The sequence below is a fragment of the Streptomyces sp. NPDC018026 genome (genome assembly GCF_044327745.1).
Lineage (GTDB): Bacteria > Actinomycetota > Actinomycetes > Streptomycetales > Streptomycetaceae > Streptomyces > Streptomyces rubrogriseus.
Genome location: NZ_JBIRFY010000002.1, coordinates 981,196 through 996,492, shown reverse-complemented (window position 1 = coordinate 996,492; position 15,297 = coordinate 981,196). Strand labels below are relative to the sequence as shown.

Genomic DNA, 15,297 nt, shown 5'->3' with positions numbered 1-15,297 from the left:
GCCGGCGGGGGTTGGGGCTACAACTTTGTTGGCCTGGGTCGCCGCCGGTTCCGGGGCCGTTCCGAGGACGGACACCCCCCGACCCGACCCCGACCCACCCACCGGACACACCGCGCCACGCGCACCCCCACCACACCCGCGCATAACGATCCGCCGCACTCCGCGTGCGCCGCCCCCGCCCAGGGCCGATGCTGGACCCGTGATGGACGAGACGGAGTTCTGGGAGCTGATCGACGCCGCCCGGCAGCGCGCGGACGGCGATTCCGAGGACCAGGCCGACCTGCTCGTGGAGCGGCTGCTCGGCATGGACCCGGACCTGGTGCTCGACTTCGCCCGCCACTTCGAGGCCCGCTACAACCGCGCCTGCACCTGGGACCTGTGGGGTGCCGCGTGGATTCTGCTGGGCGGCGCCAGCGACGACGCCTTCGACTTCTTCCGCTGCTGGCTGATCGGCCAGGGCCGCGAGGTGTACGAGGGCGCGGTGCACGAGCCCGACTCGCTCGCCGAACTGCTGGACGACTTCGACGAGGAGCTGGACGGCGACGGCGAGGAGCTGGGCTACGCGGCCGACGAGGCCTACGAGCAGCTCACCGGCACCGTCGCCCCGGACCTTGGCATCGCCCCCGCACCCCCCGAACCGCTGGGCGCACCGATCGACCTGGAGAACGACCGCGCCCTCGCCGAGCGCCTGCCCCGCCTGTGGGCGAGGTTCGGACCGGAGTGACGCGCGGACCCAAGCGCGCACCGCCCGCCCTGGCCGGTCAGGCCCGGCCCTGGAGGCGGGCCGCCGTGTCCCGGATGTCCGCGAGGCGAGCGGTGAGAGCCGCGCCCGGGCAGCTGGTCTGGTAGCCGTCGTCGTGCCCCGCGACGGCGGGCAGCCTGGCGGTGGCGCCCGCGGCGTAACGGCTGAGGCCGTTGCTGGAGACCAGGGCGACCTTCGCCCGCGGGTCGGTTCCGGTCTCGCCGAGCTTCCAGGCGGCCACGGCGGCGATCGCGTCGGTCAGCTCGTCGGGCACGGGCACCCCGGCGGTGTAGGTGCCGAGGGCGGCGATCCCGGTGGTGCGGTGGTTGAAGCCCTGGGTGTGGGCCCCCGTGACGGCCCGGTCGATGCCCCCGGCGCGGCCCTCGTAGACGGTGCCGCAGCGGTCGACGACGAAGTTGTAGCCGATGTCGTCCCAGTCCCGGGCACCGGTCTGGCCCTGGTACACCCCGCGGAGGATGGCCGGCACGTCGGCGCAGTCGTAGCCGTTGGGCGTGTCCGTGTGGTGGACGAAGACGGCGACCACCTTGTCGTCGTAGCGGGGGGCGGGCTGGGCGCGGGCGGCGTCGCCCAGCCAGACCGACCGGGGCACGATGTCGGGCCGGGGCGCGGCGTACCGGTCGGTGGCGGCGGCCGGAACGGCCTCGGCGTCGGCGTCGGCCGCCCGTTCCACCCCGTTCGCGCACAGGAAGAGCGCGGCGACGGCGGCCAGCCCGGGCAGGGCGCCGAGCAGCGCCCGTGCCGCGGTCGGCATGCGCACGGCACCGGGTATGCGGCCGGCCCGTCGCTCCCGGGCCCGGCGCGGTCCTCGGAAGACTCGCATGGTCCTACTGTCCGGCGGATCCCCTCTGTCCGCGATGTGTGCTGTGCCACCCGGTGGAACCATCGTCCCGGTGCACGGCGTTTCACCCTTGACCGGCCCGCACACCCACTCGCACAGGTGGCCGCTTTCCGGACAGCGGTGCACACCAGGCTGATCATCGGCCCGGTACGGCACGTACTGAGGGTCCCGGGACCCGGCAGAAAGGCGGTTCGCGTGGACCTGCTCGACATCGTGCTGGCGCTGGTGGTGCTGGCCTACGCCGCCTCCGGCTACCGGCGCGGCCTGGTGGCCGGCTGTGTGTCGCTGGCGGGCTTCGTGGGCGGTGCGGCGCTCGGCGTCTGGGTCCTGCCGTGGGTGATGGACCTGGTGGAGCGGGGCTCGACGGCGGCGACGGTGGTCGCGGTGGTCACCGTGCTGCTGCCGGCGATGGCGGGCCACGAACTGGCGGGACGCCTCGCGCTGCGGCTGCGCGGAGAGCTGACCGCGGGCCCGCTCCGGGTGGCCGACGGGATCGGCGGCGCGGTGGCGAACTCCGCGGCGGCGCTGATCGTGGCGTGGGTGGCGGCGAGCGTCCTCGCGGCCTCCTCGTCCTCGCTGCTCACCTCGGCGATCCGGGACTCGACGCTGCTGGGCGCGGTGCAGCGGGTGATGCCGGACACCACCCCGGCGTGGTTCTCCCGGGCGACGTCCGCGCTGGCCGACGCCGGATTCCCGCAGGTCTTCAACCCGTTCGAGAACGAGTCGGCCGCCGAGGTCGCCGAGCCCTCCGGGGACAGCGTCACGCCCGCGGCCACCCGCGCGGCCACGCTCAGCACGGTGAAGGTGGAGGGCGTGAGCGGCACCCAGGGCCGGGAGGGCAGCGGCTTCGTGTACGCGCCGGAGCACGTGATGACCAACGCCCACGTGGTGGCCGGCATCGACGCCCCGACCGTACGGATCGGCGGCGTGGGCCCGGCGCACGAGGCGCGGGTGGTGCTGTTCGACCCGGACAAGGACGTGGCGGTGCTGTACGTCCCGGACCTGAGCGCGCCGGTGCTGAGATTCGACGAGGACGCCGCGCGGGGCGACGCCGCGGTGGTGGCGGGCTATCCGCAGAACGGCGACCTGGATCTGCGGGCGGCGACGGTGGCCAACCGGATCCGCGCCACCGGCCAGAACATCTACAACGACGAGAACGTGACCCGGGAGATCTACTCGGTCCGTTCCACGGTCCGCCCCGGCAACTCGGGCGGCCCGCTGCTGACCACCGACGGCCGGGTGTACGGGGTGGTGTTCGCCCGTTCCACCTCCGACCCGGAGACCGGCTACGTGCTGACGGCGGCCGAGGTGGCCCCCGAGGCACGCGACGCGGCGGACGCCACGCAGGCGGTGGACACGGGCGAGCCGGTCACGTCGTGAGCGCGGTCAGCATCTGTCCCATCAGCACGTCGTCGACGTACCGGCCGTCGAGGTGGAACTCCTCGGGCTGTACGCCCTCCACGGCGAAGCCCTCCGACTCGTAGAGGCCCCGGGCGGCCGTGTTGTGGCCGAGGACCCGCAGGGTGATCCGGCGGAAGCCCTCGTGCCGGGCCTCCTCGACGGCGGCCCGGACCAGTGCCCGCCCCACGCCGTGGCCGCGGGCCGCGCCGGCGACGGCGAGCCCGCGGATCTGGCGGACGTGGGTGTTGGAGGCCAGCGGGGTGGGAAATCCGAGGCGGACGTAGCCGACGACGGCACCGTCGAGTTCGGCGACCAGATGGGCGTCGGGCCCGCAGGTGTCCCGGAAGAAGGGGTCGTCGGGTCCCGGCGGGGGCGAGACGGCGTGCAGGTAGGACCAGGTCTCGACGTCGATCCGGTGCAGTGGGTGCTCGTCCTCGGACCTGGCGCGGCGTATGTGCGGGGCTGGCATGGCGATCACTGTACGACGCGGTGCCGGGGACGGGTCCGGGGATTTTCCGGGGCCACCCGGCAGGATGAACCCCTGGAGGACGGGCACGTGGGCGGCGGGTGACCGCCGGACACATGGACGGCAGCCACATGGGCGGCAGGCACACGGACGACAGCCACACGGACGACGGACACACGGACGGCAGCCACATGAACGACGGACACACGGACGACAGCCGCACGGACGACGGACACACGAACAACAAACGCCCGCCCGGGAACCGTCCCCGCATCGCGGTGGCCGGAGCATCCGGTCTGATCGGCGGCGCCCTGGCGCGGTCCCTGACCGCGGACGGGTACCGGGTGGTGCGCCTGGTGCGGCGCGCGCCCGAGGGCCCGGACGAGGTCCGCTGGGACCCCGAGAACGGTCGGGTGGACGCCGCCGGGCTGGAGGGCTGCGACGCGGTGGTCAACCTGGCCGGGGCCGGGGTGGGCGACCGCCGCTGGACCGACGCGTACAAGACCCGCATCCGCAGCAGCCGGGTGCACGGCACGACGGCGCTCGCGGAGGCCGTCGCCGCGCTGGAGCGGCCGCCGCGGGTCTTCGTGAACGGCAGCGCGATGGGCTACTACGGGGAGACCGGCGACCGCCCGGTGGACGAGAGCGCCCCGCCGGGCGAGGGCTTCCTGCCGGGCCTGTGCGTGGAGTGGGAGGCCGCGGCGGCCCCCGCCCAGGAGGCGGGCGTACGGACGGTGTTCACGCGCACCGGCCTGGTCGTGGCGCGCCGGGGCGGTGCCTGGGGACGGCTCTTCCCGCTCTTCCGGGCGGGGCTCGGCGGGCGGATGGGCGACGGGTCGCAGTACTGGTCCTTCGTCGCGCTGCACGACGAGGTGGCGGCGATCCGGCACCTCCTGGACCGGGACGACCTCTCCGGTCCCTTCAACCTGACCGCCCCTCAGCCGGTGACGAACCGTGAGGTGACGGTGGCCATGGGCCGGGTGCTGCACCGCCCGACGCCGTTCGCCGTGCCCGCGCCGGTCCTGCGTGCCGCGCTCGGCGAGATGGCGGGCGACGTCCTCGGCAGCGCCCGGGTCCTCCCGGCCCGCCTCCTGGAGTCGGGCTTCCGCTTCGCGTTCCCGGAGATCGACGGGGCGATCCGGGCAGCCCTGTAACCCAGACACCACCACGCACGGCCACGCAAGCCCACGCACCACCACGCACGCCCACGCACCGCCACAACCACCACGCACCACCCCACTCCGACCACTCGGCGGCCATATCACACCCATATGCGACCGCCGTGCGACCGTGTGCTGCCCCCGGGTGATTCCCGTTGACCGTTTCGCGCCCTAACCTCGTCTCGAACTCGAGTATTCCTCAAGCCTGTTGGGGGCATGACGTCTCCAGCGGCCGCGCAACCACGAGGAGGGGCACGTGCTTGAGCCCGCGTACCAGGCGGACGTCGTCGTCGTGGGGGCCGGGATCGCCGGACTCGCCGCGGCGCAACGGCTGACCAGCGCAGGAGTGACGACCACGGTCCTGGAGGCCGCCCATGCGGTGGGCGGCCGGATGGCCACCGAGAAGGTCGACGGTTTCCGGCTCGACAGAATCGGACAGCCGCTGTCCACGGCGTATCCCGAACTGCGCCGCACCCCCGGGCTCGAAGGCCTCGCGCTGCTGCCCTTCGCCCCCGGGGTCCTGCTGCACAGCGAGGGCCGCCACCATCACGCGGGCACCCCGTCGGGCGTACGGAGCGCACGGGGCGCACTGAATGCGGTGCGCGCCCTCGCGAGCGCCCCTCGCTCGATGCCCGCGCCCCGGCGCACGATGAACGCGCCCGGCACGTCCGGCGCGTCCGGCAGGCCCGCCACCGCGCCCCGCACCCGCGCCGGCGCCCCGCTCGGCACCGCCGTGGACCAGGCCCGGCTCGGTGCCGCGCTGGCCCGGCTCGCGCACACGCCGGCCGAACGGCTGCTGGCCCGGCCGGAGTTGCCCGCCGCCCGCGCACTGGCGGCCCGCGGGCTGCCGGCCCGCACGATCGACGGCTTCCTGCGCCCGCTGCTCGCCGCCCTGCTGTACGACCCGGACCTCACGACGTCCAGCCGGTGCGCGGACCTCGCGCTGCGCGCCTTCGCCGGCGGACGGCTCGCGCTCCCCGAGGGCGGCGCCGAGGCCCTGCCGGAGCACATGGCGCGGTCGCTGCCGCCGGGCACCGTGCACACCGGAGTCCGCGTCACCTCGGTCGCGACCAACGCGGTGACCACCGCGGAGCACGGCGTCATCCGCTGCCGGGCCGTGCTGGTGGCGACCGACGCCCGCGCCGCGGCCGGACTGCTGCCGGGGCTGCGGGTGCCGGACTTCCACCCGGTGACGGTGGTCCACCACACGACCGACGAGCCGCCGACGACCGGCGCGGCCCTGCTGCTCGACGCCGACCGGGGCGGCCCGGTGGCCCACACGGCGCAGGTCAGCCAGGTGGACCCGTCCCGCGCGCCGGCCGGCCGCGCCCTGGTCTCGTCGACGGTCCTCGGCCCGCCCCCGCCCGACCTCGACACCGCCGTACGCATCCACCTGTCCCGCCTCTACGGCACCCCGACCACCCGCTGGGAGACCCTCGCCGTGCACCACACGCCCGAGGCGGTGCCCGCGATGCGCCCGCCGCACGATCCGCGCAGGCCGGTACGGCTGCTGGCCGGGCTGTACGTGTGCGGCGACCACCGCGACACCAGCACCGCCCAGGGCGCCCTGCACTCGGGCCACCGGGCCTCCGAGGCGATCCTGAGAGACCTGGGCGCGGGCCGTCCGATGCACGCGGCGGAGCCGACGCCGACGGCACACGCGGCCTAGGGGGTGTCGTTTGGATCTTGCCGGGGTCGCGGGGTCGGCCACAAGGCACTGCCGGCCGCGGCCGGCCTGATCCAAACGACACCCCCTAGGCCCGCTCCGGACCGGCGCGCCACCGCTGCCGCTACCCCAGGGCGGCCACCTTGTCCCGGTACCCCCGGACCGGGGCGGCGTCCCGGTACGGCTCCAGGCGGCGCTCGAAGTCGCGGACGTACTCCACGGCGCGCACCGAGCGCATCTCGGCCGCCTGCCCCGCCGCCTCGGCGGCCAGCTGGCAGGCCTGGTCAAGCTCGCCGAGGCCGAGCCGGGCGGTGGCGAGGACGACCCGGCAGAACAGCCGGCTGCGGGCGTAGACGGGGGCGCGCAGTTGCAGCGAGCGTTCCGCGTGCTGGGCGGCGGCGCGGAACTGCTGCAGGTCGCGGTGGCAGTGCCCGAACTCGTCGGCGAGCTGCGCCTCGTCGAAGAAGCGCGCCCAGTGCGGCACCTCGTCGCCGGGCCGGGCGGCCTCCAGCGCCCGCTCGGCCCGCACCAGGGCCGCGGTGCAGGCCCGCACCTCGCCGAGCAGGCCGTGCGCCCGCGCCTCGGCGGCGTGCAGCAGGGTCTGCACGACCGGCGGCGCGGAGGTCCCCACGCCCTGCTGCGCCACCCGCGCGAGCTGCACGGCCTCGCGCCCGTGGCCGAGGTAGACGGCCTGCCGGCTCATGGTGACCAGCACGTACGAGCCGTACGCCCGGTCCCCGGCCGCCTGCGACAGCCGCAGCGCCTGCACGAAGTACCGCTGGGCGAGGCCGTGCGCGGCGATGTCGTACGAGGTCCAGCCGGCGAGCCGGGTCAGGTCGGCGGCGGCGGCGAAGAGGCGGCGGCCGGTCTGCTCGCCGTAGGTGCCGCGCAGCATCGGTTCCAGTTCGTGCTCCAGGTAGCGCACGAGGGCCTGGCGGGCGTGTCCGCCGCCGTAGCGGTCGTCGAGGCTGCGGAACAGCTCGCCGACGGAGCGCAGCGCGGCGAGGTCGCCCCCGCTGACCTTCTGGCCGGGGCCGCGCTCGGCCGGGGCCCGGCGCCTGGACGGGTCGAGCGGGACGGCGAGCCGCGGGGTCGCCGGGCGGCCCTGCGCGGGAATGCGGACGGGCACCTCGACGCGGGCCACCTTGTCGTCGGGGCGGCCGATCAGCCAGTCGCGGCTGGGCACGACGAGTCCGGCCGGGGTGAAGGCGATCTTCCGCAGCTCGGCGTGGCTGCCGGAGTCCTTGCGCCACAGTCCGCCGACGATGTCGACCGCCTCCTCCGGGCTCCCGGCGAACTCCAGCCCCGCGTAGACGGGCGCGCAGGCGTCCAGGCCGAGGTCCTGGGCGGTCAGTCGGCGGCCCAGGCGCCGGGTGAAGACCTCGGCGATCAGCGCCGGGGTGGTGCCGCGGGGCTGCTGACCGCGCAGCCACCGGGTGACGGACGTCTTGTCATATCTCAGGTCCAGGCCGTGTTCGAGTCCGAGCTGGTCGACGCGACGCGCGAGACCCGCGTTCGAGAACCCCGCTTCGGCGATGAGCGCGGCGAGCTGGCGGTTGGGGGTGCGCTGCGCGGGTCGTTCCGTCATGGTGCGGTGCGGTCTCCTGCCTTCCGGGCGTTCGATTGCCCGGAGCGCCTGTGAGCAGCCCTTATGGCCTCGTGAACGGCGCGAATGTAGCGGAGAGTAAGCACCCGATCGCACAATTCGCCCGACATTCATCCGATCGTGTGAGAATTGCCCGCCCGACTGACGACGCATGGTCGGTCGTACAGTGGCGTGGGCACGCTTCGTGCCTTACGACCTTGCAGGGAGGCACGTGCCGTGAGTGAGCTGCACTTCGTCCGGATGGGGTTCGGTGCCGATCGCGTCGAGTACCAGGAGGCGTGGGACGAACAGCGCCGGGTGCACGCCGCGCGCTTCGTCGACGAGGTCCCCGACACCGTGCTGCTCCTCGAACACCCGCCGGTCTACACCGCCGGCCGGCGCACCGAGGACAGCGAGCGTCCGCTGGACGGCACCCCGGTGATCGACGTGGACCGCGGCGGCAAGATCACCTGGCACGGTCCGGGCCAGCTGGTGGGCTACCCCATCCAGAAGCTCCCGCGCCCGGTCGACGTGGTGGCCCACGTCCGCCGCCTGGAGGAGGCCCTGATCCGCACCTGCGCGGAGTTCGGCCTGGAGACCTCCCGGGTGGAGGGCCGCAGCGGCGTCTGGGTCCTCGGCGACCCGGTCGAGCAGCGCCCCGTTCTCGGCGGCCTCTCCCTGGACTTCGACCCCCGCCTGAACGACGACGAGTTCGACCCCCGCCTCAACGGCCCCGAGTACGCCCCGTCCAACGCGGGCCAGCGCCGCGAGGACCGCAAGATCGCCGCCATCGGCATCCGGGTCGCCAAGGGCGTCACGATGCACGGCTTCGCCCTGAACGTGAACCCCGACAACAAGTGGTTCGACAAGATCATCCCCTGCGGCATCCGCGACGCGGGCGTCGCGTCCCTGGCGAACGAACTCGGCCGCGACGTGACCATCGAGGAGGTCCTCCCGGTGGCCGAACGCCACCTCCGCGACATCCTGGAGAACGCGGAACTGAAGCCGAGGGTGATCGAGAAGGCCCCGGCAGCTTGAACTCCGGGCATATTTCCAGCCCGTCCGGCGTTTGAGGACGAGGCCGTTCAGGCCGACAGCGGGGGCCTGGGGGCGGCAGCCCCCAGCAAGGCCAGCACCAACGCCGACCAACAAATCAACGGGCGTACCCTGAAGAACGCCGAAGAATCAAACGCTAGGGAGCCGGTCGTGTCCGCAGTCGCACCCGACGGACGCAAGATGCTGCGCCTTGAGGTCCGCAACAGCCAGACCCCCATCGAGCGCAAGCCCGAGTGGATCAAGACCCGGGCGAAAATGGGCCCCGAATACACCAAGATGCAGAACCTCGTGAAGAGCGAGGGCCTGCACACGGTCTGCCAGGAAGCCGGCTGTCCCAACATCTACGAGTGCTGGGAGGACCGCGAGGCGACCTTCCTCATCGGCGGCGACCAGTGCACCCGGCGCTGTGACTTCTGCCAGATCGACACCGGCAAGCCCGAGGCGCTCGACCGCGACGAGCCGCGCCGCGTCGGCGAGTCCGTGGTCACCATGGACCTGAACTACGCCACCATCACCGGCGTCGCCCGCGACGACCTCCCCGACGGCGGCGCGTGGCTGTACGCGGAGACGGTGCGCCAGATCCACGAGCAGACCTCCGGCCGCGAGGCCGGCCGCACCAAGGTCGAGCTGCTGGCCCCGGACTTCAACGCCGTTCCGGAGCTGCTCCGGGAGGTCTTCGAGTCCCGCCCCGAGGTCTTCGCGCACAACGTCGAGACCGTCCCGCGGATCTTCAAGCGCATCCGCCCGGGCTTCCGCTACGAGCGCTCGCTGAAGGTCATCACCGACGCCCGCGACTTCGGCCTGGTCACCAAGTCGAACCTGATCCTCGGCATGGGCGAGACCCGCGAGGAGATCAGCGAGGCGCTGAAGCAGCTGCACGAGGCCGGCTGCGAGCTGATCACCATCACGCAGTACCTGCGTCCGTCCGTGCGCCACCACCCGGTGGAGCGCTGGGTCAAGCCGCAGGAGTTCGTGGAGCTGAAGGAGGAGGCCGAGCAGATCGGCTTCTCCGGCGTGATGTCGGGCCCGCTGGTCCGCTCGTCGTACCGGGCCGGACGGCTCTACGGAATGGCCATGGAGCAGCGCCGGTCCGCCACCGTGTGAATTCCCGCACAAGTCACTACTGGCCAGTAATGGCCGATGTGCCGCGGCCCCGACCGTCCTCGCTGATGAGGGCATCGGTCGGGGCCGCGAGCCCGTTCCAGGACCCGGCGACGCGGCTTCATGTGCGTTTGACCGGCGGGTCACGCCCTGGTAACACCAATCAGTGACCCTGGAATCACAGCACGTACACCGCCACGTACACCCGTCTCCGTACCCGGAGCCGTACCGAGGGGGGACCTCCACGATGCAGGCCGCGCCCGTTCGCCCCACCGCCGTCCGCGCCACCGCCATCCCGTCCTTCACCACCGCCCTGCGGGCCGTCGAGTCGCTGCTGATGAGCGGCGGCCAGCGCACCGCCCGGCGCAATGCCTGGAACTCCGTCCTGGAGGACCGCCGCCGCGCCAAGGACCGGATCGAGACCGAGCGCGCGCTGCGGCAGTCCGTCACCGGCCGCCCCTGACCGCGCCCCGCCCCTCCCCCCGACGGGCACGGCCGCGCACTGCCGGGCACTGCCGTCGTCGGCGCCTTCGGGGGCACGTAGACTTCGTGCCATGGCGAGGAAGGAACCTGCAGCGGACGCTGCGAATCCCGGGCGACTGAAGCAGATCGCTCTGACCTACAAGATGACCCGCAAGGCCGACAAGAAGATCGGTCTTGTGCTCGCGGGTGTCGGCATCGTCGTCTTCGGTGTCCTCCTCGCGATCGGTTTCTGGATCGGTCACCCCATCTATCTCGGCATCCTGGGCCTGCTGCTCGCCTTCCTCGCGACGGCGATCGTCTTCGGGCGCCGGGCCGAGCGGGCGGCCTTCGGGCAGATGGAGGGACAGCCCGGCGCCGCGGCGGCCGTACTGGACAACATCGGCCGGGGCTGGACGACGACCCCCGCGGTGGCGATGAACCGCAACCAGGACGTGGTGCACCGCGCGGTCGGCAAGGCCGGCATCGTGCTGGTCGCGGAGGGCAACCCGAACCGGGTGAAGTCCCTGCTCGCGGCCGAGAAGAAGAAGATGAACCGCATCGTCGCCGACGTCCCCGTGCACGACCTGCTCGTGGGCACCGGCGAGGGGCAGGTCGAGCTGAAGAAGCTGCGCACGACCATGCTCAAGCTCCCCCGCGTCCTGAGCGGCCCGCAGGTCACCGTGACCAATGACCGGCTGCGCGCCCTGGGCGACCTGATGAGCAACATGCCGATGCCCAAGGGCCCGATGCCGAAGGGCATGCGGATGCCGAGGGGCGGCAACCCCAAGCAGCGCTGACCAGCGCCGACCCGTAGGACTTGAAACGCCGGTACGGCGATGGGGGCGGCCCGAGCGATCGGGCCGCCCCCATCGCCGTACCGGCGTCTTGGCGTGCGAGACGTAAGGCGCGCGGCGGGGTCAGATCCGGACTTCCACCGTGCGCGCCAGCCGGTCGTGCAGTCCCCGGCCGTCGCGGTCCCAGATCAGCGCCGGGAGGGCGAGGCACAGCAGGACCGAGCGGAGCAGGGCGCGCAGCGGGCTGGGGCGGCCGGTGGCGAGGTCCACGACGCGCAGGCCGAACAGGCGCTTGCCGGGGGTGAAGCCGACCGTGCCGACGGTCAGCACGCTCAGCACGAAGAAGATCAGCAGGGCCCAGTTGCTCGCCGTCTGCCCGTAGCTGCCCGTGATCAGGCCGTATGCGATCAGGGAGCACAGCGCCCAGTCGACGGCCAGGGCGCCGAGCCGCCTGCCCGGGCGGGCGATCGAACCCGGTCCCTCCTCGGGCAGGCCGAGCTGCTCGCCGCGGTGTCCGAGATCGGCGCCGGCCTCTTCGACGGCCGCGCGGGGGCCGGAGAGCCATGATCCGATTGCTTGCCTGTTGTCCACCCGAACACGGTACTGCGCCCGTATACGTACCGGGAACGGCGGGGTGTGCGGGCCCCCGATCCGGCCTAGGGTGGGGAGGGAGCCGGTTAACTTCTGCGAAACAAATGGGTCACGCCCGAGAAATCACCCGTCCCTAGGGTCGAGGAAGCGTGTGCCACCCGCAATGGCCGCACGAACGATCTACCAACCCGGCGGGACGGTCGGGAGTAGGAGGAGCTGGATGTTCCAGAACGCCGACGACGTCAAGAAGTTCATCGCGGACGAGGACGTCAAGTTCGTCGATGTCCGGTTCTGCGACCTGCCGGGCGTCATGCAGCACTTCACGCTGCCCGCCGAGGCGTTCGACCCCGACGACGAGCAGGCCTTCGACGGGTCCTCGATCCGCGGCTTCCAGGCCATCCACGAGTCGGACATGTCCCTGCGCCCGGACCTGTCCACCGCGCGCGTCGACCCGTTCCGCCGGGACAAGACCCTCAACATCAACTTCTTCATCCACGACCCGATCACGGGCGAGCAGTACTCCCGCGACCCGCGGAACGTGGCGAAGAAGGCCGAGGCCTACCTGGCCTCCACGGGCATCGCCGACACGGCGTTCTTCGGCCCGGAGGCCGAGTTCTACGTCTTCGACTCCGTCCGCTTCGCCACCCGCGAGAACGAGTCCTTCTACCACATCGACTCCGAGGCCGGCGCCTGGAACACCGGTGCGATCGAGGACAACCGCGGTTACAAGGTCCGCTACAAGGGCGGCTACTTCCCGGTCCCGCCGGTCGACCACTTCGCCGACCTGCGCGCCGAGATCTCCCTGGAGCTGGAGCGGTCCGGCCTCAAGGTCGAGCGCCAGCACCACGAGGTGGGCACCGCCGGCCAGGCGGAGATCAACTACAAGTTCAACACGCTGCTCGCGGCCGCGGACGACCTCCAGCTCTTCAAGTACATCGTGAAGAACGTGGCCTGGAAGAACGGCAAGACGGCGACCTTCATGCCGAAGCCGATCTTCGGTGACAACGGCTCGGGCATGCACGTCCACCAGTCGCTGTGGTCGGGCGGCGAGCCGCTCTTCTACGACGAGCAGGGCTACGCCGGTCTGTCGGACACCGCCCGCTACTACATCGGCGGCATCCTCAAGCACGCCCCGTCGCTGCTGGCCTTCACCAACCCGACGGTGAACTCGTACCACCGCCTGGTGCCGGGCTTCGAGGCGCCGGTGAACCTGGTGTACTCGCAGCGCAACCGCTCCGCCGCGATGCGCATTCCGATCACGGGCTCGAACCCGAAGGCCAAGCGCGTCGAGTTCCGCGCCCCGGACGCCTCCGGCAACCCGTACCTGGCCTTCTCGGCGCTGCTGCTGGCGGGCCTGGACGGCATCAAGAACAAGATCGAGCCGGCCGAGCCGATCGACAAGGACCTCTACGAGCTGGCTCCCGAGGAGCACGCGAACGTGGCGCAGGTCCCGACCTCGCTGGGCGCGGTCCTCGACCGCCTGGAGGCCGACCACGAGTTCCTGCTCCAGGGCGACGTGTTCACGCCGGACCTGATCGAGACGTGGATCGACTTCAAGCGCGCCAACGAGATCGCGCCGCTGCAGCTGCGTCCGCACCCGCACGAGTTCGAGATGTACTTCGACGTGTGATCGACCCCGGCCCTCCCACCGGCCGCCCGGCGCCCCCGTCCCTCCACCTGAGGGCGGGGGCGCCGTCGTGCGTGGCCGAAAACCCTTCACAGGGTGCGGGCGGGCCGGGATCATGTCTACTGACACGGTTGTTCGAGTCAGGTTGATGTCGGGGGGACGGGGAGAGTGCCGGAGATGCCGGATCGCGACGACGAGGAGCGCGAGTACGACCTGAGGTGGGCGGAGGGTGCCGAGCACAAGGAGCCCTCGGCGCGCGCCCGGATGCTCGCCGCGCGCTGGAAGGAGAACCCGCCCGGCCCGGTCCCCTTCCGCGCCGACCCCGACCACGTGGGCTCACGGCGCCGGTCGTCGTGGGTGTCCACCGCCGTGGTGCTCGGCTGTGTGGCCGCGGTGATCGTGCTGCTCGGCTACATCAACTTCCGGGCGCCCTACTAGGGCCTGTCCTGGTGCCCCGGGGCTCAGCGGAACGCGGTGACGTTGCGGGCGGCCCAGTCGGCGAACGGGCGCGGGGCGCGGCCGAGGACCCGTTCGACGTCCGGGCTGACGCGCTGCTCGGCCGGGCTCGGGTTGCCGACGATGTCCAGGGTGTCGTCGGCGAGTTCGGCCGGCATGCTCCGGGCCATGGCGGCCCTGGCCTCGTCGCGGGTCAGCTCGTGGAAGGCCACGGGCGAGCCGAGCGCTGCGGCGAGGGCCTCCGTCTGCCCGCGCGGAGTGATCACCTCCGGGCCGGTCAGCTCGTATGCGTCGCCGGTGTAGCGGTCCTCCAGCAGGCAGGCCGCCGCCACCGCCGCGATGTCGGCCGGGTCGATCACCGGCACCCCGACGTCGCCGAAGGGCGCCGCGACGACCCGTCGCTCGCGGACGGACTCGGCCCACCACAGGGCGTTGGAGGCGAAGCCGCCCGGCCGCAGCAGCGCCCACTCAAGGCCGGACTCCCGCACCGTGTCCTCCAGCTCGCGCATCGCGATCCGGGTCGCCCCGAAGGGCCTGGTCACCACGCCGAGCGTGGAGAGCAGGACGATGCGGCGGACCCCGCTGTCCGCGGCCTCGGCGACGATGTCCGCGGGGTTGGCGCCGAGGGCGTGCAGATCGCCGGAGAGCAGCAGGAACAGCGACTTCGCCCCGGCCAGCGCGGGCCGCAGGCCGGCCGGCTCGGCGAGGTCGGCCATCTGGTGGCGGACGCCGTCCGGTACCGCCGCCGGGTGCCGGGACACCGCCGTCACCTGCTCGCCCGCCTCCGCCAGCGCCCGCGTCAGCGGCCGGCCGATGTTTCCGGTCGCCCCGGTCACCACGATCATGATCAGCTCCTTGTCGGATGTGCCCAAGAATGCTCGGAAGTACTCCGAGGGCGTTCACGCTAGGAGCGGCGGCTAACTTTTGGTAAGGGCATACCTGGAGGTAAGCTCATGACATGACGGAAGGCGTGCAGCACAGACGGGTCGAGACCGGCGAGCGGTATGACGTGTTTCACACCGACTGCCTGGCGCGGGACGTGGTCGACCACGTGACCAGCAGGTGGGGCGTCTGGGTGCTGATCTCCCTGCGCCGCAACGACCTCCGGTTCTACGAGCTGCGCGAGAGCATCCGGGGCATCAGCGAGAAGATGCTGGCCCAGACCCTGCGCGCGCTGGTCGAGGACGGTCTGGTCTGGCGGAAGGTCGAGCCGACGACGCCGCCGCAGGTCACGTACGGGCTGACCGAGTTCGGCCGGGACGTCGGCGAACCGCTGACGGAGCTGTTCGACCGGATCACCCGGCGGCTGTCGGCGCTCGATCCCGCCTGAC

Annotated in this window: 16 protein-coding genes; 11 read left to right on the top strand and 5 right to left on the bottom strand. The window is 72.6% G+C overall.

The annotated features are described in order from the left end of the window. The first annotated feature begins 202 nt into the window (after nt 1-202). Entirely contained in the window at nt 203-724 is a 522-nt protein-coding gene (locus ACH4D3_RS10090) for a DUF4240 domain-containing protein (RefSeq protein WP_398318965.1), read from the top strand. A 37-nt stretch (nt 725-761) separates the two neighbouring features. Here the strand turns inward: ACH4D3_RS10090 and ACH4D3_RS10085 are convergent, their stop codons facing one another. After that, nucleotides 762-1,688 carry a peptidoglycan recognition protein gene (locus ACH4D3_RS10085; protein ID WP_398318962.1) on the bottom strand — a complete coding sequence of 309 codons (927 nt, stop codon included), beginning with the start codon at nt 1,686-1,688 and terminating at the stop codon, nt 762-764. A gap of 108 nt (nt 1,689-1,796) precedes the next feature. Between ACH4D3_RS10085 and ACH4D3_RS10080 the strand changes: the two genes are divergently transcribed. Beyond that, a complete protein-coding gene (locus ACH4D3_RS10080) occupies nt 1,797-2,981 on the top strand; it encodes a MarP family serine protease (protein WP_398318867.1) in 1,185 nt (394 codons plus the stop codon). Here ACH4D3_RS10080 and ACH4D3_RS10075 read toward each other — a convergent pair. Beyond that, nucleotides 2,971-3,471 carry a GNAT family N-acetyltransferase gene (locus tag ACH4D3_RS10075; protein ID WP_398318864.1) on the bottom strand — a complete coding sequence of 167 codons (501 nt, stop codon included), beginning with the start codon at nt 3,469-3,471 and terminating at the stop codon, nt 2,971-2,973. The genes ACH4D3_RS10080 and ACH4D3_RS10075 overlap by 11 nt on opposite strands. Nucleotides 3,472-3,584: 113 nt before the next feature. Here ACH4D3_RS10075 and ACH4D3_RS10070 point away from each other — a divergent pair, with 113 nt between their 5' ends. Together ACH4D3_RS10070 and ACH4D3_RS10065 are read left to right on the top strand one after the other, a co-directional pair. Continuing rightward, nucleotides 3,585-4,622, top strand: a complete 1,038-nt coding sequence (locus ACH4D3_RS10070; RefSeq protein WP_398318861.1) for a TIGR01777 family oxidoreductase — start codon at nt 3,585-3,587, stop codon at nt 4,620-4,622. Between the two features lie 262 nt (nt 4,623-4,884). Next, a complete protein-coding gene (locus tag ACH4D3_RS10065; RefSeq protein ID WP_398318858.1) occupies nt 4,885-6,297 on the top strand; it encodes an NAD(P)/FAD-dependent oxidoreductase in 1,413 nt (470 codons plus the stop codon). Nucleotides 6,298-6,418: 121 nt separating this feature from the next. Here the strand turns inward: ACH4D3_RS10065 and ACH4D3_RS10060 are convergent, their stop codons facing one another. Beyond that, nucleotides 6,419-7,882, bottom strand: coding sequence for a regulator (locus ACH4D3_RS10060; RefSeq protein ID WP_398318855.1), 1,464 nt, complete (start codon nt 7,880-7,882; stop codon nt 6,419-6,421). Between the two features lie 234 nt (nt 7,883-8,116). Here ACH4D3_RS10060 and lipB point away from each other — a divergent pair, with 234 nt between their 5' ends. From lipB to ACH4D3_RS10040, 4 genes are all read left to right on the top strand, one after another. Next, nucleotides 8,117-8,917, top strand: a complete 801-nt coding sequence (gene lipB / locus ACH4D3_RS10055) for a lipoyl(octanoyl) transferase LipB (protein WP_398318852.1) — start codon at nt 8,117-8,119, stop codon at nt 8,915-8,917. Nucleotides 8,918-9,085: 168 nt separating this feature from the next. After that, nucleotides 9,086-10,039: a lipoyl synthase gene (gene lipA / locus ACH4D3_RS10050; RefSeq protein ID WP_398318849.1), complete on the top strand. Its 954-nt coding sequence runs from the start codon at nt 9,086-9,088 to the stop codon at nt 10,037-10,039. Between the two features lie 244 nt (nt 10,040-10,283). After that, entirely contained in the window at nt 10,284-10,499 is a 216-nt protein-coding gene (locus ACH4D3_RS10045; RefSeq protein ID WP_361007328.1) for a hypothetical protein, read from the top strand. A gap of 91 nt (nt 10,500-10,590) precedes the next feature. Next, a complete protein-coding gene (locus tag ACH4D3_RS10040) occupies nt 10,591-11,295 on the top strand; it encodes a DUF4191 domain-containing protein (protein WP_398318846.1) in 705 nt (234 codons plus the stop codon). A gap of 120 nt (nt 11,296-11,415) precedes the next feature. Here the strand turns inward: ACH4D3_RS10040 and ACH4D3_RS10035 are convergent, their stop codons facing one another. Continuing rightward, on the bottom strand, nt 11,416-11,883 hold the full coding sequence (locus tag ACH4D3_RS10035; protein WP_398318843.1) for an RDD family protein: 468 nt from the start codon (nt 11,881-11,883) through the stop codon (nt 11,416-11,418). A 220-nt stretch (nt 11,884-12,103) separates the two neighbouring features. Here ACH4D3_RS10035 and glnA point away from each other — a divergent pair, with 220 nt between their 5' ends. Together glnA and ACH4D3_RS10025 are read left to right on the top strand one after the other, a co-directional pair. Next, the gene (glnA, locus tag ACH4D3_RS10030) at nt 12,104-13,513 is read left to right on the top strand and encodes a type I glutamate--ammonia ligase (RefSeq protein ID WP_127893506.1); all 1,410 of its coding nucleotides are present in this window, start codon (nt 12,104-12,106) and stop codon (nt 13,511-13,513) included. A gap of 174 nt (nt 13,514-13,687) precedes the next feature. Then, complete coding sequence (locus ACH4D3_RS10025) at nt 13,688-13,948, top strand: hypothetical protein (protein ID WP_398318840.1); 261 nt, start codon at nt 13,688-13,690, stop codon at nt 13,946-13,948. Between the two features lie 23 nt (nt 13,949-13,971). Here ACH4D3_RS10025 and ACH4D3_RS10020 read toward each other — a convergent pair whose 3' ends face one another. Continuing rightward, nucleotides 13,972-14,811: an SDR family oxidoreductase gene (locus tag ACH4D3_RS10020; RefSeq protein ID WP_398318837.1), complete on the bottom strand. Its 840-nt coding sequence runs from the start codon at nt 14,809-14,811 to the stop codon at nt 13,972-13,974. A gap of 113 nt (nt 14,812-14,924) precedes the next feature. Between ACH4D3_RS10020 and ACH4D3_RS10015 the strand changes: the two genes are divergently transcribed. Next, nucleotides 14,925-15,296: a helix-turn-helix domain-containing protein gene (locus ACH4D3_RS10015; RefSeq protein WP_127893504.1), complete on the top strand. Its 372-nt coding sequence runs from the start codon at nt 14,925-14,927 to the stop codon at nt 15,294-15,296. The last annotated feature ends 1 nt before the right edge of the window (nt 15,297 follow it).

Coding starts and splice junctions, on each gene's coding strand:
- glnA (WP_127893506.1), top strand. CDS start 12,104: ATGTTCCAGAACGCCGACGACGTCAAGAAGTTCATCGCGGACGAGGAC.
- ACH4D3_RS10015 (WP_127893504.1), top strand. CDS start 14,925: ATGACGGAAGGCGTGCAGCACAGACGGGTCGAGACCGGCGAGCGGTAT.
- ACH4D3_RS10025 (WP_398318840.1), top strand. CDS start 13,688: ATGCCGGATCGCGACGACGAGGAGCGCGAGTACGACCTGAGGTGGGCG.
- ACH4D3_RS10040 (WP_398318846.1), top strand. CDS start 10,591: ATGGCGAGGAAGGAACCTGCAGCGGACGCTGCGAATCCCGGGCGACTG.
- ACH4D3_RS10020 (WP_398318837.1), bottom strand. CDS start 14,811: ATGATCGTGGTGACCGGGGCGACCGGAAACATCGGCCGGCCGCTGACG.
- ACH4D3_RS10060 (WP_398318855.1), bottom strand. CDS start 7,882: ATGACGGAACGACCCGCGCAGCGCACCCCCAACCGCCAGCTCGCCGCG.
- ACH4D3_RS10070 (WP_398318861.1), top strand. CDS start 3,585: ATGGACGGCAGCCACATGGGCGGCAGGCACACGGACGACAGCCACACG.
- ACH4D3_RS10090 (WP_398318965.1), top strand. CDS start 203: ATGGACGAGACGGAGTTCTGGGAGCTGATCGACGCCGCCCGGCAGCGC.
- ACH4D3_RS10045 (WP_361007328.1), top strand. CDS start 10,284: ATGCAGGCCGCGCCCGTTCGCCCCACCGCCGTCCGCGCCACCGCCATC.
- ACH4D3_RS10075 (WP_398318864.1), bottom strand. CDS start 3,471: ATGCCAGCCCCGCACATACGCCGCGCCAGGTCCGAGGACGAGCACCCA.